This is a genomic window from Streptomyces sp. NPDC002640 (assembly GCF_053592575.1).
Genome location: NZ_JBSFVZ010000023.1, coordinates 106,362 through 132,059, shown reverse-complemented (window position 1 = coordinate 132,059; position 25,698 = coordinate 106,362). Strand labels below are relative to the sequence as shown.

Here is a 25,698-nt window from a genome sequence, read left to right as displayed (position 1 = left end):
CCCGCTTGGTTTGCCTCTGGGGCAAGAGATTTGCCCCTGGGGCAAGTCCGTGGCTGAATGGCGGTATGTCCGCCGCGACTCCCGGCCCCCCGGGAGACCTTCCCAGCGTAGCTCCGACGCTCCGCGCGCTCCGTCACCGCTCGGGCCTGACCCTCGAGGCCGCGGCCCGGGCCGCGGACCTCTCCCCGGCGCACCTCTCCCGTCTGGAGACGGGCCACCGGCAGCCCTCCCTCCCCGTGCTCCTCGGCCTCGCCCGGGTCTACGGCACCACCGTCTCCGAACTGCTCGGCGAGACCGCCCCCGACCGCGAGTCGGTGGTCCGGGGCGCCGACGCCCTGGAGACCCGTGCCGGGGGGTGGAGCTACTGGCCGGCGGGGGCGCCCGGCCGCGCCATGCAGGCCCTGCGGGTCCGCATCCCGCACCGCGGCGGCCCCCAGGACCAGGTGGTCCGCGTCCATCCGGGCGAGGAGTGGCTGCACGTCCTCACCGGACGGCTCCGCCTGCACCTGGGGGACACGTCCCACCTGCTGGGGCCGGGGGACAGCGCCCACTTCGACTCGCTCACCCCGCACCGCCTGGCCGCCGAGGGCCCGGACGGCGCCGGGCTCCTGTTCGTCCACACCCTGTTGCAGAGCCCCACGGCCGCGCTGTGCCTCGGACCCGAGGCGACCGCGGGCCACCCGACCCCGTCCGGAGGGACGTCGTGAAGAACATCGAGGACAAGTTCCCCCGTGCCCTGTGGATCCGCCTCTTCGTCTACATCGTGGCGGGCCACCTCTTCGCCGGCTTCATCTGGCTGCTCTTCGAGGCGGGCGCCCGCGCCAACTGAGCGGGGGAGGGGCGGGCCCGACGGGCCCGCCCCTCCGCGCGGTCAGTCGAGCAGCCGCTCGCGCAGCCGCGCCCGCAGCTCCGGCGTCACCCCGAGACCCTCCGCGAGGTAGGCGTCGACGCCGCCCCACGTCTCCTCGATGGTCTCGAAGGCCGCCCCCAGGTACTCCTGCCGGGCGTCGAACAGCGGGCTCAGCAGCTCGGTGATCTCCGGCGTGTACGGGTCCGAGGACTCGCCGCCCCGGTGCAGCTTGTAGCGCCGGTGCTCGGCCCCGGACTTCAGGTAGTCCTCCGTGACGGCGTCCCGCTCCACGCCCAGGGCCAGCAGCGTGATCGCGATCGACAGGCCCGCACGGTCCTTGCCGGCCGAGCAGTGCATCAGCGCCGGCACGCTGTCCTCGGCGAGGGAGCGCAGCACCCGGGAGTGCTCGTCGGTGCGGGTGAGGATGGTCGCCCGGTAGGAGGCGATCATGCGCTGCTCCGCCCGGCCGTCGCCCAGCAGCGGACGCAGCTCGTCGATGCCGCCGCGGCGGACCCGCTTCCAGAACTCGGCGCCGTCGGCGGGGTCGGAGAGCGGCAGCCGGACCTCGCGGACCCCCGGCAGCGTGATGTCGGGGCCCTCCAGGCTCCGGTCGGCGTCGTTGCGGAAGTCGAAGACCGTGTGCAGGTTCAGGGAGGCGAGGAAGGCGGCGTCCTCGGCGGTGGCGCTCGCCAGGTGGCCGCTGCGGAACAGCACGCCGTTCCTCACCTTGCGGCCGTCCGTGGTGGGCATGCCGCCCACATCCCGGAAGTTCCGCACTCCGGCGAGCTGGGGCTCGGTCGACGGGACCTGGTGCGTCACGGTGGCTCCTCCCACTGGGCCCCGTCGGCCGCGGCAACCGACGGGTGCGTCCTGACGATACGACACGGCTCCGCGGGACCAGGAGGGTGCCGTCACCCGGACACCACGAGAGTCGGCATGCACGAAAATCGCATTACGGACATAGCCCCCAAAAGTCATTTGTCCAGGTATTGCGTAACTTGCCCTGGCGGGGCGGGATGTGGGGCGGTGGGCAGGTGAGCAGCCTCATATCGGTGACCGAGCGTCGTCGGTGCCCATGGTGCAACTCCCGTGTGCGCAGCGGGAGATGTGGTCGCGGTGGCGACTCTCTGTGACCGTTTTGCCCTCAAGTGATCACAAAGAATGCACGTTCGTGGAAATCCCGCGCTTGTCCGCTTGCGCACCGGTCGCATACGTTCACGATCCGATCCGGGCGGACGCCGAATCCTGCCGCCGACCGGATCCTCACACTCACCCGAGTAACCCGAGCACGGCAGGAGCGGGGGACCCACAGGTACGCGCCTGTTCCGGTCTCCGGAACGGGCTAGGGGTAAAGCCGCGCCCAGCGCGGCCGGGCATCTCCAGCCCGCACCCGACAGCTCACCTCGCAGGCGACGGAGAGGACAACGTCATGCCCGCGAAGCGTCAGAAGCACCGCCGTCCCACCGGCGTCCAGCGCCTCACCCGCTCCATCGCCGTCGCCGGCACGGGCGCCATGGCCCTCGGCCTGCCCCTGTTCGGCGCCACCGGCGCCCACGCCGCCGCCCCGGAGCAGGCCCCCCAGAGCCTGCCGGTCGCCGCGAAGAAGACGGCCGCCGAGACCTACACGGTCAAGAAGGGCGACTCGCTGTCGAAGATCGCGGAGAAGAAGAAGGTCTCCGGCGGCTGGAAGCAGCTGTACAAGATCAACCGTGACGTCGTCGGCGACAACCCCCGCCTGATCAAGCCCGGCACCGAGCTGGAGCTCGGCAAGAAGGCCGCCGCCCAGCAGCCCGCCAAGGCCAAGGCCACCGCCCCCAAGGCCGCCGCGCCGAAGACGACCGTCGCCGACGCGGCGAACGTCGGCGGCTACACCGCCCCCGCGGACGCCGCCCTGGGCACCGCCTACCGCACCGCGGGCAGCATGTGGTCCAGCGGCTACCACACCGGCGTCGACTTCGCGCTGCCCACCGGCACCCCGCTGAAGTCCATCGCCGCCGGAACCGTGGTCTCCGCCGGCAACGGCGGTGCCTACGGCAACCAGGTCGTCATCCAGCACCAGGACGGCATGTACTCCCAGTACGCCCACCTGTCGCAGCTGTCCGTCTCCGCCGGGCAGACCGTGACCGTCGGCCAGCAGATCGGCCTGTCCGGCGCCACCGGCAACGTCACCGGCCCGCACCTGCACTTCGAGGTCCGCACCTCGCCCGACTACGGCTCCGACGTGGACCCGGTCGGCTACCTCCGCTCGCACGGGGTCAGCCTGGGCTGATCCCCTGCGGGGCCTCGCGGTTGCGCGCGAACCGAGGGCCGTGCTCCCCGACCGGGGGCACGGCCCTCGCCGCGTCCCGGCGAGGAAGCCGGGCGGCCCGTGCCCGCACCCTGTCGCAACGGCCCACGTTTATTCCGCTGTTGGGAAAGAGTTGACGAGTGGCCTATCTCACCGCCCGTCAACCCCTCCCTACGGTCGCGTAGCTCACATCCGAAGGGGGAGGATGCCTCGATGTGGCAGACGATTCGAAGAATGACAGCAGAACAGTGATGGGGTCGATCGGGTCGATCGGGTCGTACGTGGCCGTCGGGGACAGCTTCACCGAGGGCGTCGGTGACCCCGGACCGGACGGGACGTTCGTCGGCTGGGCCGACCGCCTCGCGGTGCTCCTCGCCGACCTGCGCCCCGAGGGCGAGTTCGGCTACACCAACCTCGCCGTGCGCGGGAAGCTGCTCGACCAGGTCGCGGCCGACCAGATCCCCCAGGTCCGCGGGCTCGCCCCCGACCTGGTGTCCATCTGCGCCGGGGGCAACGACATCCTGCGCCCCGGCACCGACCCCGACGACGTGGCCGAGCGCTTCGAGAAGGCCGTCGCCGAACTCGCCTCGGCGGCCGGCACCGTCCTGGTCGCGACCGGCTTCGACACCCGCGGCGTCCCGGTGCTCAAGCACCTCCGGGGCAAGATCGCCACGTACAACGGGCACGTCCGGGCCATCGCCGACCGCTACGACTGCCGGGTCCTGGACCTCTGGTCGCTGCGGAGCGTCCAGGACCGCCGCGCCTGGGACAGCGACCGGCTGCACCTCTCCGCCGAGGGACACACCCGGGTCGCCCTCCGCGCCGGCCAGGTCCTCGGCCTCGACGTCCCTGCCGACCCGGAGCAGCCCTGGCCGCCCCTGCCGCAGCGGGGCGTTCTGGAGGTCCGCCTCGACGACGTGCACTGGGCGCGCGAACACCTGGTGCCGTGGATCGGGCGCCGGCTGCGGGGCGAGTCCTCCGGCGACACCGTCGTCGCCAAGGGCGCGCTGGCCCTGGACAACCTCAAGTCCTGGCTCACCCGGGCCGTCTGAGCCGTGGGCTCCCGCCGCCCGGCGGGGGCGGGAGCGGCCGCCGCGCGTGCGTCCGGTCCCGTCCCCGGACAACGCCGGGCGGCGCCCCGGCGTCCGTAGGAGCATGAGCAGGAACGTGGACACCCCGACAGGCAGCACGGCTGGAGGCCACCCGTGAGCGACACCGGTTCCCCTTCCCGATCCGTCTCCGCCGCCGGCGCGTCCCTGGTGCGCGGCCTGCGCCCGGAGTCCTTCGGGGCGGAGCCCCGGGGCGAGCGGCTGGCCCGTATCCAGGCATCGCCCCACTTCGCGGACGGCGTCTTCCGCAACCCGGCCGGACCGGTCGGCACCACACCCGCGCCCGCCTCCCGGCGCGAGCTCGCCAAGGGCTTCCTCGACCGCGAGGCCCGCGCCCTGCGCGCCCCGGCACGGCCCGTGCCCCTGCACCCCACCACCCTCGAGGACCTGGCGACCCCGCCCGCCGACGGGCTGCGCGTCACCTGGCTCGGCCACTCCACGGTGCTGACGGAGATCGACGGCCACCGCGTGCTGTTCGACCCCGTCTGGGGCCGGCGCTGCTCCCCGGTCACCTTCGCGGGCCCCCGGCGCCTCCACCCCGCCCCCGTACCGCTCGCCGCCCTCGGGCCGGTCGACGTCGTGGTCATCTCGCACGACCACTACGACCACCTCGACATGCCCACCATCAAGGCACTGACCGGCACCGACACCCTGTTCGCCGTCCCGCTCGGCGTCGGCGCCCACCTCGAGCACTGGGGCGTCCCCGCGGACCGGCTGCGCGAACTCGACTGGCACGAGTCCACCCGCGTCGGCGGCATCACCCTCACCGCCACCCCCGCGCGCCACTTCTGCGGCCGCGGCCTGCGCAACACCCAGCACACCCTGTGGGCGTCCTGGTGCGTGGCGGGGGACCGGCACCGCGTCTTCCACAGCGGCGACACCGGCTACTTCGAGGGCTTCCGTGACATCGGTGCGGAGCACGGCCCCTTCGACGTCACCATGATCCAGCTCGGCGCGTACTCCGAGCACTGGCCGGACATCCACATGACCCCCGAGGAGGGCCTGCGCGCCCACCTCGACCTCCAGGGCGGCGCCCCCGGCGGGATCCTGCTGCCGATCCACTGGGGCACCTTCAACCTCGCCCTCCACCCCTGGGCGGAACCGGCGGAGTGGGCGCGCGACGCGGCCGAGGAGGCGGGCCAGGCCATCGCCCTCCCGGTGCCGGGGCAGCCGTTCGAGCCGGGCGGGGAGATCCCGTCCGATCCGTGGTGGCGCGCGGTGTCCGCGCCGTTCCGGCGGCCCTGGCGCCGGGGCGGCGGGGACGGGGCCGCGGAGGTATCCGCGGAGGACGGCCGCGAACGGGTGGGGGATCGGTGGACCGGCCGGAGACGTGCTGTCGGCTAGAAGATGCCGGCGCGCATGTGGTGGGTGAGGTTCTCGAGAATGTCGCGCAGCCACTGGCGACGCGCGGCCGGCAACCGGACGAGCGTGTCCCGGAAGACGTCCGCGTCCGCCGTGAACAGACGATGTGGTCGCGGCGGGGGCGGGTCGTCCCGGAGGACGCCGTCAGGCAGGGCTCTGGAGGCGCGGAGGTGGGAACGCGGCTCGGGGAAGGCCAGCGGCATCCATGTCCCGAACGGCAGCGGCACCGGGTGCGCCGAAGCGCCGGCACCGGCCGGGCTCCAGAGTTCTCCCGTCTGCGGGTGGGTGGGCACGAGGACGATGTCGGCGTCCGCGTCGGGAACGGGCAGCCCCGGTCCGGCCAGGACGGCGCGCAGCGTCGGCCCGTTCGCGGGGAGGAGGGCGTCGAGGGCGCGTTGGAAGACGTCCGCGACCAAGCCGTCCGGGACGGCCACCCGGCGGCGTTCCGAGGCTGCCAGCAGGTGGGCCAGGGCCTGCCCGGCTGCCGCTTCCCACTGCGGGTTCCACGACCACCGGTGCTCCAGGCCGAGCCGCCGGCCCCACCTGGGGTTGATCGGTACGACCGGAGGTGTGCCCTCGCCTTCCTCCAGCAGTTCGGCCCAGGAGAGAACCGGGGCCACGGTGTCGCCGACGGGGAGGCGGTGCACGGCGTCGGGTTCGAGCCAGACCGCCTGCCAGAGTGAGCAGTCGTCGATCCGGTTCGCCACGGGCAGACCGCATGCCGCACAGGCCATGTTCGGGCCGTCACCCCAGTCGAGGCCACAGCAGTACCCGCCGGCTGCGCCCGGGAGGAGCACGGTGCCGCGGACGTCCCCGGGGGCGATGACCACCGCACCAGCAGTCGCGTCGGAAACCCCGTGCACCGGAGCGTAGATGCCGCGGGCTGCCGCCTCTTCGGGGCCGACCGCCTCCCAGGTCCGCCACGGCGGCCCCCAGGGCTCCGGGTGCACGGCGAAGGTGCCCGGTTCCATGAGCACCGGGAGCTGGACGCCGTTGCCGTACGTCTGGTGGGCATGCACCGGCAGCGCCACCCGGGACAGCGGGACGGTCAGTTCGGCGCCGCACCCCGCACATACGAAGACGAACAAGTGCCCTCCGTGGGAAACAGGGGCATCGTCGCAGCTGCTCTGCGGCCCGGGCAACGCGTTTCCGACCGACGCCTGCGGTCGGCCCCGCCCCTAAACGACGTGACGGCCGACGTTCGATGGGGGACCATCGCGCCATGATCGGCAGACGCATCACTCACCGCGTGGCGGACGGCACACGCATCCCCGGTACCTGGCGCCCCATATTCATCCGGAACGGTGACCACTTCCTCACCGACCTCTTCGTCTACGCCGACCGCCTTGTCGACTGCTGGGGCCTGGTCACCCTCGACGCGTTCGAGGAGGAACTGCGCTGCGGCTGGGTGGCCACGACCGTCCCCGAGGGCGCGGAACTGGTCCGCTCCGAACTCCGGGCACGCCAGGCCGGTCGGGATCCGGGCCGGCTCCGACCGACAGGGCCCCAGCCCGAGTGACCTTGACCGGGCGTCGCCTTGCGTCGAAGTGTTGGCGCGCGCCGGGCGGCAGGGGCAACAGTGTGGGTCTCGGCGGCACGGGGACCGGGCCTTCGTGGTCCACGTTCGTCGGCCGGGGGGAAGGGGATCAGTCCGGTCCCCGGCGGGCGAGTGTGGTGCGGACCAGGTCGAGGCCGGCCGTCCGCCAGTGCTCACGGTCCGGCATCCGGTCGTGGTCGCGCCACCGCCAGGCGGAGAACATCGCCCAGTTCACGGCGCGGCACCGGTCGACCAGGTCAGGGTCGGCCCCCGGGTAGTGCGGCGCGACGTCCTCCGGGGCGTGCCCGAGGTCGAACTCGACCGGACCGCGGCAGCAGGTGACGAGGTCGACGAGCAGCGGCCCTTCGGCCGTGCGGAGGAGGTTGCCGCTGTGCGGCTCGCCGTGCAGCAACTGGTCGGCCGACCTGTCGAGGCCGAGCCCGGCACCGAACCGGCCGAGTGTGGCGAGGAGCAGGTCCCGGTCGGAGTCGGCCAGGTCGGGGGACCGTTCCCGGTCGCTCACCTCCGCCAGGGCGGCGGCGACACGGTCGGAGCAGTGCGGCACGGCCAGGCCGTCCAGGTCCGCCCTCCGCAGGGCGGCGTGGTGCCGGGCGAGGACGTCCGCGTAGGCGGCCGGCGTGATGTCTCCGGCCACCGGCGCGTAGTAGGTCCAGAAGGACAGGACGAAGCCGTCACGTCGGTGGAGCCGGGGCCCGGTCCGGGGGTCGAGGCCGGCCACCGGGGCGCCGGCGTCCGCGAGGCGACGGGCGGCCTCCACCTCGTAGGCGCCCTCGGCCGCGGTCGCCGACGCCGCGACCCGGACGAGGGTGTCGCAGGGCAGCAGCCGCAGCGCGACCCGGTCGGAGTCGTGGACGACCACCACGTCGTCGGCCCGGAGACCCGCGTCCCGGGCCGTCGCCCGCGCGGCCTCGACAGCGCGGCGGAGTTCTGCCGGCTCCATCCCACCCTCTCCCACGGCGTGACCCGGCCCGTGTCCGGTGCACGGCCAGGCCTCCGCACCAGCCTGCCCGAGCGGGTTCCGCCGTACAACCGGATACCGCGACCGGCGGCGGCCGACGGTGGTCGTCCGGTGGCCCGTCCGCCAAGGCCCGTCCGGCGAGGCCCGTCCGCTAGGGTCGGAGTCATGACGAGTGCCGCCCCCCGGGTCACCCAGGACGTCACGGTCGGTCCCCTGCTGAGGGGCTGGCGCGAGCGGCGCCGCATCAGCCAACTCGAGCTCGCCCTGCGGGCGGAGAGTTCGGCGCGGCACATCAGCTTCATCGAGACCGGCCGTTCCCGGCCGAGCCAGGAGATGGTGCTGCGGCTCGCCGAGCACCTGGACGTCCCGGTACGGGAACGCAACTCGCTGCTCATCGCCGCCGGTTACGCCCCCGTCTACACCGAGAGGCCGCTCAACGACCCGGCCATGGCCGCCCTGCGCGACAGCCTGGACCGGGTGCTCGCGGCCTACGAACCCAGCCCGGCGCTCGTCATGGACGGCTCCTACGACGTGGTGGCCGCCAACCGGGGCATCCAGTTGCTGCTGCGCGGCACGCCCGAACACCTGCTGCGGCCGCCCATGAACGCGCTCCGGCTGAGCCTGCACCCGGAAGGGCTCGCGCCCCGGATCCTCAACCTCCGGGAATGGCGGGCGCATCTGCTGGAGCGGCTGGAGCGCCAGATCGCGCTGCGGCCTACGGCCCCGCTGCGGAGGCTGCTCGCGGAGGTCTCCGCCTACCCGGTGCCGGACGACGGGCAGGACGGGCGCCGGCCCGCGCCGGACGCCTACGCCTACGCGCTGCCCCTGCGTCTCGAAGTGGACGGGCGGGTGCTGTCGTTCATCTCCACGGTCACCACGTTCAACACGCCCATGGACGTGACCGTCTCCGAGCTGGCGGTGGAGACCTTGCTCCCCGCCGACCCGGAGACGGCGACGGCGCTCCAGGAACTCGCCGGCGGCCACACCTGAACGCCGGGCCCCCGGCCGGCGGTCAGCCCTGGTACCGGCGCAGGGCGGCGAACTGCAGCGCCGCGAAGCCGCCGACGGTCAGTGCCTGCAGCGGGATCCAGACCGTGCCGGCCGTGGTGGGGTCGTCCAGCCACAGGGTGAGCGCCAGGACGCTGAGCACCGTCCACCCCGCGTTCGCCTCGATCACCGCCTTCACGGCGGTCACCGGCGGGGCGGGCCGGGTGGCCAGGTAGGCCACTGCCGCGGCGAAGAGGACGAGGAAGACGCCGAGGCCGAACAGCAGCCCGCTGCCCACCCCCAGCAGCTCCCCCAGAGGCCCGGACGCCGCCACGTAGGCGAGCCCGTTGGCGCCGGTCACGGCGGCGTCCAGGGCGAGGAAACGGGTCAGCCATACGCGGGCGCCCTCCTGCGGGCGGAAGGCGGCGGTGGCGGATGCGTTGGTCGAGGTCATGGCGGGTTGTCCCCTCGGAGGTCGTCGACAGTGGTCCTGCGGCCTTGCGGTCCCCACGATCGCGGAGGGGCCGAGGGGCCGTCGATTACCGCCGAGGTAATGAGCGCCCGAAGCGGGGCCCGTGCGCGTGCCGTCAGCGCCATCGTCTTCGGCTGGACCAACGCGGCACACCAGATCGGTGCGGCCTCCGCGTCCTTCCTCGGCGGTGTGGCCCGCGACGCCTTCGGCAGCTAACGACCCCGTGTGGTCCGCCCCCGCGGCCGCGGCCCTGCTGTCCCTGGTCATCCGTCACCGGACGGTGGCGGTGACCCATGAGCACGAGCAGGACGGAATGAGGCTGCACCGGGGTCCTGGCCGGATGAGCCCGGAAGCCCGGTGCTGTCGTCTGTGCCGGACGGGTCCTATGCGGTCCGCAGGGAGAGCTCACAGTTCAGTGTCTGTGTGAACTGTTTCTCGTCCTGTCGGTAGGTGAACCGACATTGACGCGCGTTGCCCTTCGGAGGAGCAACGATCTTCATCTTGGCGACGTAGAAGATGTCGCTCTGCGCACCGGCGGCGACCGACACCGGATCGTCGATGTGATTCTCCAACCGTGCGAACTCCGGACCGTGTGCCTCACCTTCACGTGCCAGCAGCGGAAGACCTTCCGTGTCGTTGATGTCGTAGGCGCCGTATTCGAGGATGTCGATGCCCGCCGGAACGTGAAGGACGGAAACGTCCGTGATCTCGACGGGCTCGCTGCTGGTGTTCTCCGGAGCAGGGAGGGCGAACCACCAAGTCTCGCCCACCTTGGCGTGGTTGCTGCCGACCACGCCGCTGGACTGGATGCCCTCCGTGCTCAGCGCGGTGCCGGCGCTCGCCCGTCCGGAGGAAGGGGAGCAGACGCTGAGCAGCACGGCGGCGAGCAGCAGCGAGAACGACGTCCTGGTCCCCATGGAGGACGCCCGGCTTCCCCGAGATCGCATCATTGTCTCCCCAGACGTGGTCTCTGCGCACGGAGTGCTTGAGGCGTTACGAACACTAAGCCCGGGCGATCATGTGAGGGAGTGGATTCGGGATGACCGAGCCTTTCCCGGCCGACGCGGCGGACTTGTTGGCGGTGCTCCTGGACGGGGACACGGCGGTGCGGGTGGCACCCCGGGGGGGCAAGCCCGGCCGACCGCCCGGCACCGTTCACTTCGAGCTGGACCGTGCCGAGATCACTAGAAGAACCGCATGTCCCAGTCGCCCGAGATCAGGGCCCGCACGGCGTCCTCGAAGCCGTGCGCGACCCGTTGGACTCCGGCGTCGCCGGCGAGCACGACGTCACCGTTCTCCGCGAGGAGAACCATCTCCTCGGTCTCGAAGGCGATGCCCACCGGCACGGCGGACATGCCGAGGCGCTTCTCGAAGTACCGCACGTTCGGCACGTACGCCTCCGCGGCCTCCGCGACCGAGATCGTCAGCGAGGTCTCGTCCCCGGTCACGTGCGACGGCCAGAAGACCTTCGTCTCGCCGTACGCGCCGAGGAACGCCAGGAGTTGGTCGGTGACGTCGAGGCCCGCCTCCTGGTAGGCGAGGCGGGCCGCCTCGACGTCCACGGGGCCGCACTCGACGCGTGAGGCGCCGGTGAACGCCCTGCCGAGGGCTGCCTCCCTCGCCCTGCCGCGCTCATCACCCATCGCCCTGTGCACCCTTCACCCCGCGGCCGGCACCACCGGCGGCAGCGGCTCGCGGGCCGCGTGCCACGCGGGAGGGAGGGCGCTGACTCCGGTGCGGGCGGCGATGACGCCGCCCGCGATGGCGCAGGTGGTGTCGATGTCGCCGCGTCCGGCGACCGTGACCCACAGGCCCTCCTCCAGGTCGTCGAGGTGTCGCGCCGCGCACCACAGGGCGAACGGGACGGTGTCCGGGCCCGACATCCGGTAGCCGGAGCCCAGGACCTCCGCGGCGTGCCGGACCGAGGTGTGCTCCGGCATCCGGGCCGCGATCCGCACGCCCGACCGGACGTCGCTGTCGGGGAGCCGCTCGGCCACCGCCCGCAGGAAGTCCGGCCCGGCCGGGGCGGGTCCGCCCCGGCCGCGGGCCGCCAGCGCCGCGGCTACGGCGACGGCCACCGCTGCGGTGACCGCCTCCGGGTGGTGGTGGGAGACCGCGGCCTGGCGGGCGGCCTGCTCCGCGGTCGCGTCGAGGTCGGCGGCGTGCCAGGCGCCGAGCGGGGCGGCGCGCATGGCGGCGCCGTTGCCCCAGGAGCCCTGGCCGCCGAACTGTCCGGCGACCACCTCCCGCCAGGGCTCGCCCGCCCGGATCCGGCGCAGCACGTCGTGCATCGAGGCTCCGTAGCCGCGGTGCGTGTCCTCGGCGTAGGCCGCCGCGAGGCGCAGGGCCAGGCGGTCCTGGTCGACGGCGCCGGCGCCCTCGACGAGCTCCCGGACGAGAACGACCGCCTGGGCGGTGTCGTCGCTCCACCGCCACAGCGGCTCCGGGGGCGGCGTGCGCGTCTCCAGGGCCGTGGGGCCGCCCTCTCTGCGCAGGACGGCGAACCAGCGGTCGCCGAAGGCGTCGCCGAACGCCAGCCCGGACAGCGAATCCAGCACGGCGGGAGGGATGTCGATCATCGGCGCAGTATCGCAGCGCGACGGTTCGCCCGCACGCCGGTTTCACCCCCGCCGGGGGCTGGGCCGACGGGGACACGCGGACGCGGCCGCCGAGGGGGTCCTCGGCGGCCGCTCCGGTGCCGGCCCGGGGAAGGGTGAGGCCGGCGGGGTGCGCGTGTGCGCGCGGCGGGTGTTACTGACCGTAGGTCTCGAGCTCCGCGATCCGCGGGGTTCCCTGGGATCCGGTGATCTCCAGGGTGATCTTGCTCAGGGAGGTGCGGGGGAAGTCGACGACGCCCGCCGTGGTGCCGGTGGCGAGGACGGCGCCGGTGTCGTGGTTGAGCAGTCGCCAGGACCGCACGGCACCCACGGCGCCCGTGGCCTCACGGATGTTGACCCGGGACACCGCCGTGGGGGAGCCCCACTTGACGGAGACCGAGCCGGTCGCACCGGCCGGCGACCAGTAGGTGGCCAGGTTGCCGTCCTTGACGTTGCCGTAGCTGGTGCCGTCGGCCTTGCTGCTGCCGTCCGCGCCGGCGCCCAGGCTGAGGTTGGTGCCGGAGGGCTGCGTCGGGGTGGGCGTCGGGCCCGGCGTGGTGGGCGTGGGATCCGGCGTGGTCGGCGTCGGGGTGGGGGCCGGGGTCTGCGGGGTGCAGTTGCCGTCCGAGACGCGCAGGCCCTTGTTGGCGCCGGCGGTCTGGCTGACGACCGACGGCACGCAGCTCGCCGCGTCGAGGCTGTAGGAGTAGGGGATGGAGACCGTGGTGTTCGACTGCGGGTCGGGACCCGCCGGGTTGGTGTCGCCGCTGCGGCTGGACCAGGTCACGTTGTCGAAGATGTTGCCGCTGACCTGCCAGTAACCGGCGGCGTCCGTGTAGAAGGTGCCCAGGACGTCCTTGGAGTCCTTGAAGTAGTTGTTGTCGACCTTCGCGCGGGCGCCGGCACGGGAGTTGATGCCGGACTCGTTGAGGCGCACGTAGTGGTTGTTGTAGATGTGGGCCACACCGCCGCGCAGCAGCGGCGCCCGGGAGTCGATGTTCTCGTACAGGTTGTGGTGGAAGGTGACGTACCCGTTGGACACGTCGCTCTCGCTCGACCCGATGAGGCCGCCGCGCCCGGAGTTGCGCAGGGTGCTGTAGGAGAGCGTCACGTACTGGGTGTTGTTCTTCATGTCGAACAGGCCGTCGTAGCCCTCCGACTCGCCGCCCGAGGCCTCCAGGGTCACGTGGTCGACCCAGACGTTGCGGACGCCGCTCTCCATGCCGATGGCGTCGCCGCCGTTGGAGGTGGGCGAGCCGGACTTCTTGACGTTCCGGACGGTCACGTTCTGGATGATGATGTTGCTGGACTCCCGGATGTGGATGCCCAGTTGGTCGAAGACGGCGCCGCTGCCCACGCCGACGATGGTGACGTTGCTGATCTGCTTCAGCTCGATCACACCGCTCGCGGTGCTGCAACTGCCGCCCGACACCGCGCTGGTGTTGCCGTGGTTGATCGTGCCCTCGACCTGGATGACGATCGGGGTGCTGCGGCTGGCCCGGCTGCACAGGGCCGCGTGGATCGCGGTTCCGGTGGTGGCCCGGACGGTCTGCCCGCCCGCCCCGCCGGTGGTCCCGCCGTTCTGCGAGGCGAAGCCGGTGGCGCCGGTGGCGGCCGCCAGGGCCACGGGCGTCGAGGCGGTGGACGTCGACTCCAGGGGGATCGACAGCACCAGCCCGGTCGCCGCCGCGACCGCCCCCACCGCCACGGCCTTGCCGACCCTTGAGCTCACTGCGCGTTTCATCCTCGGTCACTCCATCCTGCGTCATGTGCGGGAACCCAACGGCATGTCCAGCGGCATGTCGTGGTCATGTCATCGAGCGGGTGGGAAAGCGCTTTCTGTTGGCGACGATAGGGGCGGGTTCCCAGGGCTGACAAGAGTCGTGCGTTCAGTCCGTTGCACGGCGTTCACGCCGATGAACCATTGGGAGGTGCGGAGCCCGCAGGTCGCGGGCGGTCGCGGACGCGGGCCCCGCCGCGGGCGATCAGTGGGCGACGGGCCAGCCGCTGCTCCAGTCGAGGAGGTTGACGCCCAGCTTCGCCCTCCCGCCGTCCTGGCCGTCGTAGTAGTGGTAGACGATCAGATCTCCGTCCACGTCGCGCATGATCGACTGCCCGCCGGGTCCGACGTACCGGCCGTGGGACTCGAGCACCGTCGTGCCGCCGCCGAGCATCATCGGCACGCCGTTCCTGTCGCGGTACGGCCCGGTGACGGCGGTGGCGCGCCCCACCTTCACCTTGTACGTGGAGTCGACGCCGGCGCAGCACGTGTCGTAGGAGGCGAAGAGGTAGTAGTACCCGTCGCGCTTCACGAGGTACGGCGCCTCGACGGCCTTGCTGCCGGTCGGCCGGGAGGCCAGCGAGTGGCGGGTGGTGTCGCCGGAGAACCGCTTCCCGGTGGCCGGGTCGAGCCGGATCGCCTTCAGCCCCGTCCACCAGCTGCCGAAGGCGAGCCACCACGTGCCGTCGTCGTCGACGAACAGGTTCGGGTCGATGGCGTTGTGGTCGCTCGAGGTGGACGACGCGTACACCACCCCGGCGTCCGACCAGGAACCCGGCAGGCCGGTCGGGGAGGTGGCGAGCCCGATGGCGGACCGGTTGGAGCCGAAGGTGGAGACCGCGTAGTACATCAGGTACCGGCCTCCGTGGAACGAGATGTCGGGCGCCCAGGCCTCGGTGTTCCCGTACCGCGTCCACCAGCCGGGCCGGCTCGTGAAGGCGTCCGCCCCGCCGGTGAACGCGACGCGGTCGGTGGAGGTCCGGTGGGCGAGGCCGCCGCCCGTGCCGTACAGCAGGTAGCGGCCGTCCGGCTTCCGGATCATGGTGGGGTCGTGCACGGTGACCGTCCCGGTGACGTGGCCCGGGGCGGGGTAGGCGTGCGCGGTCCCCGGCAGCAGGGCGAGCGCCATCGCGGCGGGAAGGGCGACCAGGGGTGACGTCCGGCGGACGCGGAACGTGCGGCTCATGCGTCAACTCCAGGGGTGCGGGGCAGGGGTCGTCGCCGTGAGGCTCCCGCACCGCCGCCGCCCGCGCATCGGCGAGAACACCGGTGCGCCCGGGGCAGGTCGGGCCCGGGCGGGGCCGAGCAGGGATCGACGGCGCCGCGGAGGGACGGAAGTTACCGCCGAGACACCCTGGGCAACCGGGCGCCCACCCAGCAGGATGTCCCCGGATCACCCCTCGTCCGGCCGGCGCCGGACGGCACACCCACCGTGGAGGACCCGCACATGAGGAAAGCCCACTTACTCACCGCCCTCGCCGCGATGCTGGCGACCACCGCGGCGGCACCCGCGTCCGCGGGCCCGGCCCCGGCGGCCGAGCACCGCGGCGGCGACCGGACCTGCGCGCACCGTGGCCTGATGTTCTGCGAGGACTTCGCCACCCTGCGCCCCGGCGTCGCGAAGGGCCGCGGCTGGACCACCGACACCGCGAACGGCACGCTCACCGTCGAGCGGGACGCCACCCGGCACGGCAAGCACCTGCGCATCCGCACAGAGGGCAACGGCAAGGCGTTCCTGCGGGTCGACGACGTGAAGGCGCCCGGCAACAGCTTCTGGGGCCGTGTCCGCCTCCGCGTGGACGCCTTCCCCACGGCCCCGGACTGGGCCCACTGGACCATGGTCGAGGCCACCGGCGAAGGCCCCGGGTACGTCCGCCCGCTGGGCGGGCAGTACGTGCCGGGTGTCGACAGGAACCTGTGGGGCGTCGGGTCCGACGGCGGCCCCACCGGCGACTGGACCGCCTGGCGTGAATCCGCCCCGGCCCTCGCGGGGGTGTGGCAGTGCGTCGAGTGGCGGATGGACGCCACCGACAACGAGATCTCCGTCTGGATCGACGGCGAGGCCAAGCCGGAGCTGACCGTCTCCACCCGCGACCACGGTGGCGCCGACGCCGACTTCGTCTTCCCGCGCTTCCACACCGTGAAGATCGGCTGGCAGCTCTACCAGGGCGACCCGAGCCCGTCCGCCTACGACGTCCGCATGGACGACATCGCGCTGGACGAACGCCGCGTCGGCTGCTGACGGCCTTCGCCGCCGCGTGCCCGGCTGTGCCCCGCGTGCCCGGCTGTGCCCCGGGTGCCGACTGTGCCCCGCGTGCCCGGCTGCGCCCCGCGGGTCGCCGCGGCCCCGGCTGCACGCCGGCGGTGCGGGCGGTGGCGGGTGCCGGCGGGCGGTGGCGGGCCGTCGGGACGGATCCCGCCGGGCACGCCGCCGCCCGCCGCCGACGGCTTGAGACGGCCTCGAAGGCCCTCGTCAGCGGCCCTCGCGGCCTTCGCGGGCCGCGAGGGTGAAGGAGTGCCCGGCCGGGTCCGCGTAGGTGCGCACGTCCCGCGGGCCGGAGTTGTCGCGGGTCTCGATGGGGCGCGCGCCGAGGCCGACCGCCTCCCGCTCGGCCTCGTCCATGTCCGCCTCGGCCACCAGGATGTGCAGGTGGGCCTGTTGGGAGTCGTCCGGACGAGGCCAGCTGGGCGGCGCGTAGCCGTGGTCGCGGCGGACGGCGATGCTGACGCCGTCCTCTCCCACGACCTCGACGTAGTCGGGATCGGCCCCGCGCCGCACCGACGCGCCCAGCAGCGCGGCGTAGAACTCGGCGAGTTCCTCGGGGGCGGAGCAGTCGAGGACGAGAACGCTGGTCTTCGCAGTGGCCATGCCGTACGTGTGCCCGGCCGCGCGCCACCCATCCGGCCGTTTCGAAGCCGAACTCACCCTTCAAGCGGGGGAGTTGGCGGTCATCCGTGGCTGCGGCCCGTCCTCACCGCGTACACCAGGACACCGGCGAAGAGGAACAGCACGCCCTGGTACACCGCCGCGTAGCCGGAGCCGGCCACCAGCCAGAGGGAGAACGCGGCGGCGACCAGGGCCACCGTCATGTCGCGCACCAGCCGCGCCCGGTCCACCTGGTCGTGCCGCCCGGCCACCAGGTGGCGCAGCTGCGCCGCCGTCGCGAGGAGGTAGGGGACGGTGGCGGTGAAGGTGGTGATCAGGACCAGGACCTCGAAGACGCGGGCGGAGTTCGAGGCGTAGTTGTACACGGTCAGCAGGGACGACAGGACCACGGTGACGCCCACGCCGAAGGTCGGCACACCCCGCCGGCGGCGGGCGAAGCGGGCCGGGAACAGACCGTCGCGGGCCGCGGCGTAGGGGGTCTGGGCGCTGAGCAGCGTCCAGCCGTTGAGACAGCCGGTCATGGACACGAGCGCCGCCACCGCGACCGCCCAGCCGCCCCAGGTGCCGCCGAACATCGCGTTCACCGCGTCGGAGAAGGGCGCGGTGGAGTTCACCAGCTCCTCGTGGGCCACCGTGCCGAAGACGGCCAGCGTGCCCAGCAGGTAGACCAGCGCCGCTCCGGCCGTGCCGATCACCGTGGCCCGGCCCACGTTGCGGCGGGCGTCGGCGACCTCGCCCGCGCTGACCGCCGCGGACTCCACGCCGAGGTAGGAGAAGAGCAGGATGGCGGCCGCCGCCGAGACCGCGCCGATCGTGCTCTGGCCGCTCGCGTTGAACGGGCCGAGGTTGTCGGCGTCGAAGAAGAACAGGCCGCCGACGGCGACCAGCAGCAGCGGCACGAACTTCAGGACCGTCGAGACCAGCTGCACCGTGCCGACCCACCGGGTGCCGGCGAAGTTCGCCAGCGCCGGGAGCCACTGCAGGACCAGGGCGGCGGCGCAGGCGGTCCAGCGGTGCTCGCCCACGGCCGGGAGGAGGACGGTCAGGTATCCGACCGCGGCCACGGCCAGGGCGGCGTTCGACACCCAGGTGGTGATCCAGTACGACCAGGCGGCGAGGAACCCGGCGAAGTCGCCGAAGGACTCACGGGCGTACACGTACGGGCCGCCGGTACGGGGGTCGCGGCGCGCGAGCCGCCCGAAGGTGAGGGCCAGCGCGATCGCGCCGACGGTCAGCACCGCGAAGGCCAGCAGGCTGACCGTGCCGAACGGGGCGACCGAGGCGGGGAGCAGGAAGATGCCGCCGCCGATGATGTTGCCCATGACCAGCGCGGTCGCCACCGGAAGACCGAACCGGCGGGCATGCCGGTTTCCGTCATCGCCCCGCGGAGCGGACTCCGGGGCGGGCTCCGGGACGGACTCCTGGGCGGAGGCCGCGGAGGGCGTGGTCCGAGGAGCCGGAGCCGGGGCCTGGGCCGGGGCATGCGGGGAGGAGGTCCCGATGGGGGGCATGGGGGTGTGCGCCTCTCGTCGTGCGGGCGCCCGGGATCGCCGGACGCGACGCCCATGATTGGGCACGCGAGAAAGCACCGCAAAATCGCTCGTTTTTGTCCGCTTGGACCCCTGAGGGAACGAAAGGTCTTGCTCCTCAGGGGTCCGCGGACCGGAAGATTCCGGTTGAGGCGAACCGGCTCAGGCGCCCAGTTTGCCGATGGAGTCGCTCAGGGCCGCGGCCACCCGGCGCAGGTCCTCCTCGGCGGGCGACGCTCCGCCCAGCCGCTCCACGAGCTCCCCTCGGGTCAGCACGACGGCCGCGCCGCGGAAGGCGTCGCCCTCCAGCGCGGGGCCGTCGACGACCTGGGCCGTACCCTCCAGCAGGACCAGCGCGGAGTCGTCCCCCCGCGCGTCCAGCAGCTCCTTGACCAGCGTCTCCTCGATCACCATGCGTCCTTCGTCCCTCCGGTCGCCGCTGTGTGCGCGGCTGCGGGTACCCGGACGGAGGGCGCTCAGGCGGGTCTGCGCCAGACGGAGACGTGTTTCTCGGAGTCCGCGGTGAAGGGGGAGCCGTCCCAGTCCGCGACTCGCCGCTCCAGCTCCAGGCCCGCGATCCTCGCCATCAGGTCCAGCTCCGCCGGCCAGGCGTAGCGGTGCCGCGAGTTCCCGCGGCGGTAGCGGCCGCCCTCCTCGAGCACGAAGTGGTGCGAGACCAGGACCTGGGTCACCGGGTCGACGGTGTCGAAGCCGAGGTGCCGGTCCGAGACGTCGAAGGGGACCGCGGTCTGCCCCGGCGGCATCCGGCGCAGCGGTGGCAGCCCGAGCTCGACGACGAACCGGCCGCCGGGGGAGAGGTGGCGGGTCGCGTTGCGGAAGCACTCGACCTGCTCGTCCTGGGTCAGCAGGTTGGAGATCGTGTTGTAGACGAGGTACACCAGGCTGAAGCGGCCGGGCACGACGGTGGTGGCCATGTCACCGAGGACGACGGGCAGGGTCTCCTCGTCGACCTTGCGGCGCAGGACGGCTGCCATGTGCTCGGACAGCTCGATCCCGGTCACCGGCACGCCGCGCTCGCGCAGCGGCACGCCGACGCGGCCGGTGCCGATGGCGAACTCGAGGGCGGGCCCGTCCCCCGCCAGCCTTGCCAGGAAGTCGACGGTGGGGCCGAGGACGGCGGGTGAGGCCATGACCGTCTCGCCCGCGTCGTAGCGCTCGGCGGTTTCCTTGCTCCACAGTTCGCTGCTGGTCATGGTCGGTCAGTCTGTGGGGTGGCATGCGAGGCTGTCGACCAGGTTTCCCGCGTGCGCCGCCCGGCCGGTCCCGCCGAGTGCGGCGGTGAAGGCGGCCAGCGCGGCGACGTCGGCGCCGGTCAGGCCGATGCGGGGGTCCACGCGGTGCAGCAGTGCGGGGGCGGGATGAACGCCCTCCACCCAGAGCCGGTCCAGGGGGCCGATCTCGTCGTCGACCCAGAGGAACGGGCGGCCGTCGGCCCACTCCACCAGGGCGGGCGTCTTCCAGTGCACCCCGTGGGGGACGTGCGGGGCCTCCTCCGGTTCCGGCCACCGCACCACCGGCAGTGCGGGCAGGCCCAGCAGCGGGGCCAGTACCTCGTTGGCCTCGTCGAGCCAGGTGGTGGCCCAGACGAGTTCGCAGCCCAGGGACAGCAGCCGTGGGCCGAGCGCCGCGTCCAGGCGTGCCAGCAGGGGGTTGCCCGTGCCGGCCGGGGTCGGACGGGCGTGCGTTCCGCCGAAGGGCAGCAGGGGACCGTCGACGTCGAGGAAGAGGAAGGGGGCCTGCGGGGTCATCCGGGGACGGTACACCGGGGGTGGCGCACCGGGACGCCCGCAGGCGACCGTGCGAACGGAGGGCTACGCAGGGCGCGAGGAGACCAGGACGCCGATCTTGTCGATGCGGTGTTCCGGGTTGCCCTTGTCGTCCCGCCAGAAGTTGCCCGCGGCGTCGTCCTCGGGCGTCGCGCAGGTGGAGACCGTGATCATGGGCCGGGTCGCCCTCTCGCCCGGACGTCCCGGCACCTCGGCGCGCTGTTCGGCCAGCGAGCGCTCGGAGCGGAAGGACGTTGTGCGGGTCTCGGTGATCCGGTACTCGTACACGGTGCCGCCCAGGGTGACGACGACCTTGTCGCCCTCGTCCAGCGCGGGCAGGTCGCGCAGGGGCGCGCCCGCGGAGAGGCGGTGGGCGGTGACCAGGTAGTTGCCGGTCTCGCCCGGACCGGCCCCGCCCTCAGGGCCGTACGGGCTGGCCGCGTCTCCCCGGTTCTGAATGTGGGTGCCCGGCCAGTCGTCGGTGGTGCCTTCGTAGGGCACGACGCGCAGGTCGTCGAGGCCGATGCCGGGGATGCTCAGCCGTGCCGCCGTGGTGCGGGGATCCGGGCGGGGCGGTGAGGGCTCGGCGGTCGCCGGAGCGGCGGGCGCCCCGGCGGGGGACGCCGGGGACGCCGCGGCCGAGGCGGTCGTGGTGGCGGGCTCCGACGCCGTGGGCGGGCCGGCCCCCCTGCCGGTGGCACAGCCCGCGGTCAGGACCGCGGCGGTGACGCCGGCCAGGGCGGCGGAGACGGCGAGGGAGGTGCGGGAACGGGCCATGGCGCTCACGGGGCAACGGGGCGCCGGGCGCCCCTGGGCGGTGTGCGGGCCGCCCCGGTCGGGACGGCACCGTTCTCCTGCGCACAACCACCGCGGCGGCGGTGGTGTTCCCCGGCACCGCCCCGCGGGCCCGCCGCCGTCACGCGTCGAGCCGGCGCCGTGTCTCCTCGAAGGTGGGGCAGCCCGCCGCGCCGCGGTTGTAGGGGAGCTTGCCCAGCATGACCGCCATGCCGCAGGTGTTGGTCACCCCGGAGAACAGCAGGCCCGCGCCGATCGCCCCGGACAGCCAGTGCGCGGGCGACCAGACCAGCCCCAGCAGGAAGCCGAGGAGGACCAGGGCGCCGGCGACCAGACGGACCTGCCGGTCCATGGGCCAGACGGCCCGGGCCCCGGCCGGACGCTCCAGCGGGTGGCCCGCCGCCGCCCAGGCGCCGGTACCGCCCTCGAGCGTGGCGGCCTCCAGGCCGGCCGCGGCGAGCCGGGAGCAGGCGGTGGCCGAACGGGCGCCGGAGGCGCACACCACCAGCAGCGGTCCCCGGCCGGCGGCGGCACGGAGGGTCTCGGTCGCCTCGTCCAGCCGGTCGAGGGGGATGTTGTGGGCGCCCGGCAGGTGACCGCCGGCGAACTCCCCGGGAGTGCGCACGTCGACGATGGTCAGGTCGCCCGCGCGGGCGGCCGCCTCATCCGTGGTCAGGGAGGTGAAGGTGCTCACGGAGGAATGCCTTTCGGTGGTGGGATCGTTCCAGGGTAAGATACCCATGGGGGTATTTTGAGGAGGATGTGTGCAACTCGACATGACCGCCGAGGAGCTCAAGTCGGCGCTGAACCGGCTGCGTCGGGCGCAGGGTCAGCTGGCCGGTGTGATCAAGATGCTGGAGGAGGGCCGGGACTGCGAGGACGTCGTCACGCAGCTCTCCGCCGTCTCCAAGGCGCTGGACCGGGCCGGTTTCTCGATCATCGCCACCGGTCTGCAGCAGTGCATGACCAGTGAGGACCCCGAGATCCGGGACTCCGCGCAGATGCGGGCCCGGCTGGAGAAGCTGTTCCTCTCGCTGGCCTGACCGCCCGCGCCACCCGTGGGGCCCGCCGCCCCCGTCCCCGCCTCGGGGGCGGGCGCGGCGGGCCCCGCGGTCGTGCGGCTGTCCTACAGCGCCGTGCCCACCGCCATGACCAGGGCCACGGCGATCAGCAGGGCGCCGAAGAGCCGCTGGAGCGTCGCCGCCCGGACCTTCGCGGCGAGCCGGCGTCCGTCCCAGGCCCCCAGCACCGCGGCGGCGGTGAAGGGCAGGACGAGCGACCAGTCCAGGTGGAGGCCCACGCCGGCCCGGGCCGTCAGGGCGGCCACGGCGTTGGTGACGACGACCAGGAGGCTCGTGCCGGCCGCCGCCCTGATCGGCACGGCCAGGACGGACACCAGGGCCGGAACGGCGAGGAAGCCGCCGCCGACACCGAGGAACCCGGTCACCGCTCCCAGTCCGGCCCCGGCCCCGGCGGCCCGTACGCCCGACACCGCTCCCTCCCGGGACGGCGCGCGCGGCCGGAGCATGCGCAGACCGGCCGCCGCGGCGATCACGGCGAAGGAGAGCGTCAGCACGGTCCCGGGGATCCGCGAGGACAGCAGCCCGGCCGCCGCGGCGGGCAGCACCCCCGCGCCGGCGAACAGCAGTCCCGCACGCCACCGGACCGTGCCGGCCCGGGCGTGCGCCACCAGGGCGGTGAGCGAGGTGACGACGACGATCAGCAGGCTGGCCGTGGTGGCGTCCACCGGGCTGAAGCCCAGCAGGTAGACGAGCGCGGGGACGGCGACGATGCCGCCGCCGGCGCCGAGCGCGCCGAGCGTCAGGCCGACCGCCGCCCCGCCGAGCAGGGCGAGGAGGAGCGCGGTCACAGGACGGCTCCGGCCTCACCGTGCGCCGGTACGGGCGTGGGCACCGCCTCCCGGTCCGGGGGAGCCCCCGGGACACGCTGCGCGGGGACGCGGCCGGAGCCGCCGTGGTGCTGCCTTGCCATGGTTCTCGTTCCTTCGTGCGACCGGCCGGGGGCGGGCCCTCGGGGTCGGGGTTCAGCTCTCGTCCGGGGTGACGACCGGGAGTCCGGCCTCGGCGGCCGCCGCGTAGCCGTCGTCGACGGCGACGACCTCACGTCCGGAGGCGGCGAGCACGGACGCGGCGATCGCCGCGCGCATGCCGCCCGCGCAGTGCACCCAGACCGTACCCGGGGGGATCTCGTCGAGCCGCCGGTGGACCTGGTGGACGGGGATGTGCGTGCTGCCCTCGATCCAGCCCCCGGACCGCTCGCCGTCCCGGCGGACGTCCAGCACGACCAGCGGCTCGCCCCGCTTCCGGGCAGCGGCCAGGTCGGCGAAGAGGCCGCGGGGGAACGACGCGGGCCGTTCGCCCGGGAGGACCCAGTCGGCGGGGGAGCCGACGGCGGCCGCGGCGGGACGGTCGATGCCCACCCGCGCCAGCTCCCGCTGGGCGCGGGCCAGGTCCTCGGCGCTCGCCGCCAGCAGGGTGACCGGCTTGCCCCACGGGATCGTCCAGGCCAGGTAGGTGGCGAGCTGTCCCTCGAGCTCGAAGTTGTAGGTCCCGGCCACATGCCCTTCGGAGAACGCCACCCGGTTGCGCAGGTCCACGACCCACTCGCCGTCGGCGAGCCGGCGCGCGATCTCCTCGGCGTCGGCGGGGCGCGGAGGCGTCAGGTCGACGGGTTCCGGGCCGGAGGCGTTCACCGGGCCCATGTGGGCGTAGTAGGCGGGCACGTCGTCCAGGCCGGCCAGCAACTCCTCGACGAAGGCGTCCACGTCCTGGAGGAGGGCCGGGTTGGACGTCTTCTGGGCGCCGATGGTGCTGCGCTCGCCGTCGGACTGCGTGGAGGAGCAGAAGCTGCCGAAACCGTGCGTGGGCATCACCGCCACGTCGTCCCCCAGCTCGGCCGCGAGCCGGTGGGCGGAGGCGTGCTGGGCGCGGGCGAGGCGTTCGGTCAGACGGGGTTCCACCAGGTCGGGGCGGCCCACGCTGCCGATCAGCAGCGAACCGCCGGTGAAGGCGGCGACCGCGCGGCCGTCCTCCTCGAGCACGTACGCCGTGTGGTGCGGGGTGTGCCCGGGGGTGGCGACGGCACGCAGGGTCAGGCCCTCGTCGATCTCCTCCACGTCGCCGTCCGCGACCGGTATCCGCTCGTAGGCGACCGCGGCGCCGGCCGGCACCAGGTACCGCGCGCCGGTCAGGCGGGCGAGCTGCAGACCGCCGGTCACGTAGTCGTTGTGCACGTGCGTCTCCGCCACGGCCACGATCCGGACGCCGCGCCGGGCTGCCGCCGAGACCAGCCGGTCGATGTCGCGCGGGGGGTCCACCACCACGGCGGCACGGCGCCCGCCGGCCAGGTAACCGCGGTTGCCCAGACCTTCCGTCTCCAGGGCATCGGCAAAGAACATGTCGCGCTCCTCCGTCTGCAATAGGTACCCCCCGGGGTATCCGTCCAGGCCACCGTAACATACCTGGGGGGGTATAGCGGAAGGGCTGCTGGGCGAGGCCGGTACGCCTCTCACCTGCGGATACCCTGCTGCGGCTGGTGCGGTGGGGCCCGGCTCGTCGGCCTGTCCCGCACTGAGACAATGGCGGCCGAACCACCCCCGGCCGGCCGCCCGCCCTGCGCCGGCCGCAGCCGCAGAGAGAGGCAGGCATGAGCCGAGAGCCCGTCACCGCCGACGACCGGTCCGAGCAGCCGCGCCCAGACTCCCCCCGCGCCCGGCACGAGGTCCTGGAGGCCCTCGCCGAGCGGGCGAAGGGCGGCGGCCGCCCCGGCGACCGGGCCGACGGGCGGCGGATCGCCCTGGTGATCGAGGGCGGCGGGATGCGCGGCACCTTCTCCGCCGGCATGGCCCTCGCCCTCCACGAGGCCGGCCTGGTCGACGCGTTCGACGCGGTGTACGGCTCCTCGGCCGGCGCCATCACCGGCGCCTGGCTGCTCAGCGGCACGCCCGAGCAGCTGAACGGCTGGGCCGAGCCCGAGTACGCCAACACCATGATCCGCCTCTCCAACGTCTGGCGAGGCCGCCCCGTGGTCGACGTCCGGACCCTGGTCGAGCACCTCTACGCCGAGGTGGCGCGGATGGACTTCGACGCCGTCCTCGCCCACCCCGTCGAGTACCACCCGCTCGCCACCGACGCGCACACCGGCCTCTCCACCGACCTGCGGCCCCTGCTGACCGGCCCCGCCGAACTGCGCCTCGCCCTGCGCGCCAGCGCGGCCCTGCCCTTCCTCGCCGGACCGGCCGTGGAGCTGGGCGGGCGGCACTTCTACGACGCCGGGCTCGCGGAGTCCATCCCCTACCGCACCGCCCTGGCCCAGGGCGCGACCCACGTCCTGGTGCTGCGCTCGAGGCCCGCCCCGCGCGACCTGCTCCCGGCGCCCGCGGCCGGGAGCGCCGTCCGGCCGACGTACGGCTCACGGCTGGTCGCCGCCACCGCGCTGCGCCGCTACCCCAAGGCCCTGCACGACAGCTACCACGCCCGGGCACAGCGGCTGCGCGAGGACGACGCCCTGCTCTCCGCGTACGACCGGGGCCCGGCCGGACCGGACGGGGTCGCGGTGATGTCGATCCGTCCCGCCCTCGACCCGCCGCGCGTGGGACGGCTCACCCGCGACGGCAAGCTGCTCAGGGCCGCCCTGGAGTCGGGCGGGGCGGCGGTCCGGCGGGCCCTGTGTCTCCCGGAGGGCTGACGGGGTACCCCGGGCGGAGTACGGGGGCGGGCG

General features: G+C 73.8%; 28 protein-coding genes, 2 pseudogenes and 1 riboswitch. Of the genes and pseudogenes, 11 read left to right on the top strand and 19 right to left on the bottom strand.

Translation table 11 applies throughout. The features are described 5' to 3' along the window. Positions 1 to 65 precede the first annotated feature (65 nt). On the top strand, positions 66 to 707 hold the full coding sequence (locus ACWD3O_RS26805) for a helix-turn-helix domain-containing protein (RefSeq protein WP_451417653.1): 642 nt from the start codon (positions 66 to 68) through the stop codon (positions 705 to 707). Beyond that, a complete protein-coding gene (locus ACWD3O_RS26800; protein ID WP_451408609.1) occupies positions 704 to 829 on the top strand; it encodes a DUF6126 family protein in 126 nt (41 codons plus the stop codon). The genes ACWD3O_RS26805 and ACWD3O_RS26800 overlap by 4 nt, the downstream gene beginning before the upstream one ends. 42 nt (positions 830 to 871) lie before the next feature. Here ACWD3O_RS26800 and ACWD3O_RS26795 read toward each other — a convergent pair whose 3' ends face one another. Then, positions 872 to 1,669, bottom strand: a complete 798-nt coding sequence (locus ACWD3O_RS26795; RefSeq protein ID WP_451417652.1) for a tyrosine-protein phosphatase — start codon at positions 1,667 to 1,669, stop codon at positions 872 to 874. A gap of 441 nt (positions 1,670 to 2,110) precedes the next feature. Continuing rightward, positions 2,111 to 2,275, top strand: a riboswitch (cyclic di-AMP (ydaO/yuaA leader). A gap of 4 nt (positions 2,276 to 2,279) precedes the next feature. On the opposite strand from ACWD3O_RS26795, the gene ACWD3O_RS26790 reads away from it, so the two are divergent. The 3 genes from ACWD3O_RS26790 to ACWD3O_RS26780 all read left to right on the top strand — a co-directional run bounded on the left by ACWD3O_RS26790 (position 2,280) and on the right by ACWD3O_RS26780 (position 5,590). Continuing rightward, positions 2,280 to 3,119 carry a M23 family metallopeptidase gene (locus ACWD3O_RS26790; protein ID WP_451408607.1) on the top strand — a complete coding sequence of 280 codons (840 nt, stop codon included), beginning with the start codon at positions 2,280 to 2,282 and terminating at the stop codon, positions 3,117 to 3,119. A 269-nt stretch (positions 3,120 to 3,388) separates the two neighbouring features. Beyond that, the gene (locus ACWD3O_RS26785) at positions 3,389 to 4,189 is read left to right on the top strand and encodes an SGNH/GDSL hydrolase family protein (protein ID WP_451409023.1); all 801 of its coding nucleotides are present in this window, start codon (positions 3,389 to 3,391) and stop codon (positions 4,187 to 4,189) included. 153 nt (positions 4,190 to 4,342) lie between these two features. Continuing rightward, on the top strand, positions 4,343 to 5,590 hold the full coding sequence (locus ACWD3O_RS26780; protein ID WP_451417651.1) for an MBL fold metallo-hydrolase: 1,248 nt from the start codon (positions 4,343 to 4,345) through the stop codon (positions 5,588 to 5,590). Here the strand turns inward: ACWD3O_RS26780 and ACWD3O_RS26775 are convergent. Then, entirely contained in the window at positions 5,587 to 6,696 is a 1,110-nt protein-coding gene (locus ACWD3O_RS26775; protein ID WP_451417650.1) for a hypothetical protein, read from the bottom strand. The two genes, ACWD3O_RS26780 and ACWD3O_RS26775, sit on opposite strands and share 4 nt — an antisense overlap. A 134-nt stretch (positions 6,697 to 6,830) precedes the next feature. Between ACWD3O_RS26775 and ACWD3O_RS26770 the strand changes: the two are divergent. Then, a pseudogene (locus tag ACWD3O_RS26770) lies at positions 6,831 to 7,064 on the top strand (DUF7638 domain-containing protein); the annotation flags it as partial. A gap of 190 nt (positions 7,065 to 7,254) precedes the next feature. Here ACWD3O_RS26770 and ACWD3O_RS26765 read toward each other — a convergent pair. After that, positions 7,255 to 8,106: an aminoglycoside phosphotransferase family protein gene (locus ACWD3O_RS26765; RefSeq protein ID WP_451417649.1), complete on the bottom strand. Its 852-nt coding sequence runs from the start codon at positions 8,104 to 8,106 to the stop codon at positions 7,255 to 7,257. Between the two features lie 183 nt (positions 8,107 to 8,289). Between ACWD3O_RS26765 and ACWD3O_RS26760 the strand changes: the two genes are divergently transcribed. Further along, complete coding sequence (locus tag ACWD3O_RS26760) at positions 8,290 to 9,114, top strand: helix-turn-helix domain-containing protein (RefSeq protein ID WP_451417648.1); 825 nt, start codon at positions 8,290 to 8,292, stop codon at positions 9,112 to 9,114. 22 nt (positions 9,115 to 9,136) lie between these two features. On the opposite strand, the gene ACWD3O_RS26755 is transcribed toward ACWD3O_RS26760, so the two are convergent. Then, a complete protein-coding gene (locus tag ACWD3O_RS26755) occupies positions 9,137 to 9,565 on the bottom strand; it encodes a hypothetical protein (RefSeq protein ID WP_451417647.1) in 429 nt (142 codons plus the stop codon). 135 nt (positions 9,566 to 9,700) lie between these two features. Here ACWD3O_RS26755 and ACWD3O_RS26750 point away from each other — a divergent pair. Next, positions 9,701 to 9,860 (top strand): annotated as a pseudogene (locus ACWD3O_RS26750) (MFS transporter); the annotation flags it as partial. 106 nt (positions 9,861 to 9,966) lie between these two features. Here the strand turns inward: ACWD3O_RS26750 and ACWD3O_RS26745 are convergent. The 5 genes from ACWD3O_RS26745 to ACWD3O_RS26725 all read right to left on the bottom strand — a co-directional run bounded on the left by ACWD3O_RS26745 (position 9,967) and on the right by ACWD3O_RS26725 (position 15,146). Continuing rightward, the gene (locus tag ACWD3O_RS26745; RefSeq protein WP_451417646.1) at positions 9,967 to 10,500 is read right to left on the bottom strand and encodes a hypothetical protein; all 534 of its coding nucleotides are present in this window, start codon (positions 10,498 to 10,500) and stop codon (positions 9,967 to 9,969) included. Positions 10,501 to 10,767: 267 nt separating this feature from the next. Beyond that, complete coding sequence (locus ACWD3O_RS26740) at positions 10,768 to 11,226, bottom strand: hypothetical protein (protein ID WP_451417645.1); 459 nt, start codon at positions 11,224 to 11,226, stop codon at positions 10,768 to 10,770. A 15-nt stretch (positions 11,227 to 11,241) separates the two neighbouring features. Next, positions 11,242 to 12,162, bottom strand: coding sequence for an ADP-ribosylglycohydrolase family protein (locus ACWD3O_RS26735; RefSeq protein ID WP_451417644.1), 921 nt, complete (start codon positions 12,160 to 12,162; stop codon positions 11,242 to 11,244). Positions 12,163 to 12,334: 172 nt separating this feature from the next. After that, positions 12,335 to 13,924: a pectate lyase family protein gene (locus ACWD3O_RS26730; protein WP_451417643.1), complete on the bottom strand. Its 1,590-nt coding sequence runs from the start codon at positions 13,922 to 13,924 to the stop codon at positions 12,335 to 12,337. 241 nt (positions 13,925 to 14,165) lie between these two features. Beyond that, positions 14,166 to 15,146, bottom strand: coding sequence for an arabinan endo-1,5-alpha-L-arabinosidase (locus tag ACWD3O_RS26725; protein ID WP_451417642.1), 981 nt, complete (start codon positions 15,144 to 15,146; stop codon positions 14,166 to 14,168). Between the two features lie 261 nt (positions 15,147 to 15,407). Here ACWD3O_RS26725 and ACWD3O_RS26720 point away from each other — a divergent pair, with 261 nt between their 5' ends. Next, on the top strand, positions 15,408 to 16,202 hold the full coding sequence (locus ACWD3O_RS26720) for a hypothetical protein (RefSeq protein ID WP_451417641.1): 795 nt from the start codon (positions 15,408 to 15,410) through the stop codon (positions 16,200 to 16,202). 231 nt (positions 16,203 to 16,433) lie between these two features. On the opposite strand, the gene ACWD3O_RS26715 is transcribed toward ACWD3O_RS26720, so the two are convergent. From ACWD3O_RS26715 to ACWD3O_RS26685, 7 genes are all read right to left on the bottom strand, one after another. Then, entirely contained in the window at positions 16,434 to 16,829 is a 396-nt protein-coding gene (locus ACWD3O_RS26715) for a VOC family protein (protein ID WP_451417640.1), read from the bottom strand. A gap of 80 nt (positions 16,830 to 16,909) precedes the next feature. Further along, positions 16,910 to 18,358 (bottom strand): amino acid permease, encoded by a 1,449-nt coding sequence (locus ACWD3O_RS26710; protein WP_451417639.1) that lies wholly within the window; start codon positions 18,356 to 18,358, stop codon positions 16,910 to 16,912. 180 nt (positions 18,359 to 18,538) lie between these two features. Continuing rightward, a complete protein-coding gene (locus tag ACWD3O_RS26705) occupies positions 18,539 to 18,790 on the bottom strand; it encodes a hypothetical protein (RefSeq protein ID WP_451417638.1) in 252 nt (83 codons plus the stop codon). A gap of 62 nt (positions 18,791 to 18,852) precedes the next feature. Further along, positions 18,853 to 19,590, bottom strand: a complete 738-nt coding sequence (locus ACWD3O_RS26700) for a class I SAM-dependent DNA methyltransferase (RefSeq protein WP_451417637.1) — start codon at positions 19,588 to 19,590, stop codon at positions 18,853 to 18,855. A 6-nt stretch (positions 19,591 to 19,596) separates the two neighbouring features. Continuing rightward, entirely contained in the window at positions 19,597 to 20,145 is a 549-nt protein-coding gene (locus ACWD3O_RS26695) for an HAD domain-containing protein (protein WP_451417636.1), read from the bottom strand. A gap of 63 nt (positions 20,146 to 20,208) precedes the next feature. Then, the gene (locus ACWD3O_RS26690) at positions 20,209 to 20,940 is read right to left on the bottom strand and encodes a class E sortase (protein WP_451417635.1); all 732 of its coding nucleotides are present in this window, start codon (positions 20,938 to 20,940) and stop codon (positions 20,209 to 20,211) included. A 139-nt stretch (positions 20,941 to 21,079) separates the two neighbouring features. Then, positions 21,080 to 21,652: a rhodanese-like domain-containing protein gene (locus ACWD3O_RS26685; protein WP_451417634.1), complete on the bottom strand. Its 573-nt coding sequence runs from the start codon at positions 21,650 to 21,652 to the stop codon at positions 21,080 to 21,082. A gap of 70 nt (positions 21,653 to 21,722) precedes the next feature. Here ACWD3O_RS26685 and ACWD3O_RS26680 point away from each other — a divergent pair, with 70 nt between their 5' ends. Beyond that, positions 21,723 to 22,001 carry a metal-sensitive transcriptional regulator gene (locus ACWD3O_RS26680; RefSeq protein WP_451408585.1) on the top strand — a complete coding sequence of 93 codons (279 nt, stop codon included), beginning with the start codon at positions 21,723 to 21,725 and terminating at the stop codon, positions 21,999 to 22,001. Positions 22,002 to 22,084: 83 nt separating this feature from the next. On the opposite strand, the gene ACWD3O_RS26675 is transcribed toward ACWD3O_RS26680, so the two are convergent. From ACWD3O_RS26675 to ACWD3O_RS26665, 3 genes are read right to left on the bottom strand one after another with little or no spacing between them, the layout of a single operon-like run. Beyond that, entirely contained in the window at positions 22,085 to 22,828 is a 744-nt protein-coding gene (locus tag ACWD3O_RS26675; RefSeq protein WP_451417633.1) for a sulfite exporter TauE/SafE family protein, read from the bottom strand. Continuing rightward, positions 22,825 to 22,950, bottom strand: coding sequence for a hypothetical protein (locus tag ACWD3O_RS26670; protein ID WP_451408583.1), 126 nt, complete (start codon positions 22,948 to 22,950; stop codon positions 22,825 to 22,827). The genes ACWD3O_RS26675 and ACWD3O_RS26670 overlap by 4 nt, the downstream gene beginning before the upstream one ends. A gap of 52 nt (positions 22,951 to 23,002) precedes the next feature. Continuing rightward, complete coding sequence (locus ACWD3O_RS26665) at positions 23,003 to 24,376, bottom strand: MBL fold metallo-hydrolase (protein WP_451417632.1); 1,374 nt, start codon at positions 24,374 to 24,376, stop codon at positions 23,003 to 23,005. 248 nt (positions 24,377 to 24,624) lie between these two features. On the opposite strand from ACWD3O_RS26665, the gene ACWD3O_RS26660 reads away from it, so the two are divergent. After that, positions 24,625 to 25,665, top strand: a complete 1,041-nt coding sequence (locus ACWD3O_RS26660; protein ID WP_451408581.1) for a patatin-like phospholipase family protein — start codon at positions 24,625 to 24,627, stop codon at positions 25,663 to 25,665. Positions 25,666 to 25,698: the final 33 nt, after the last annotated feature.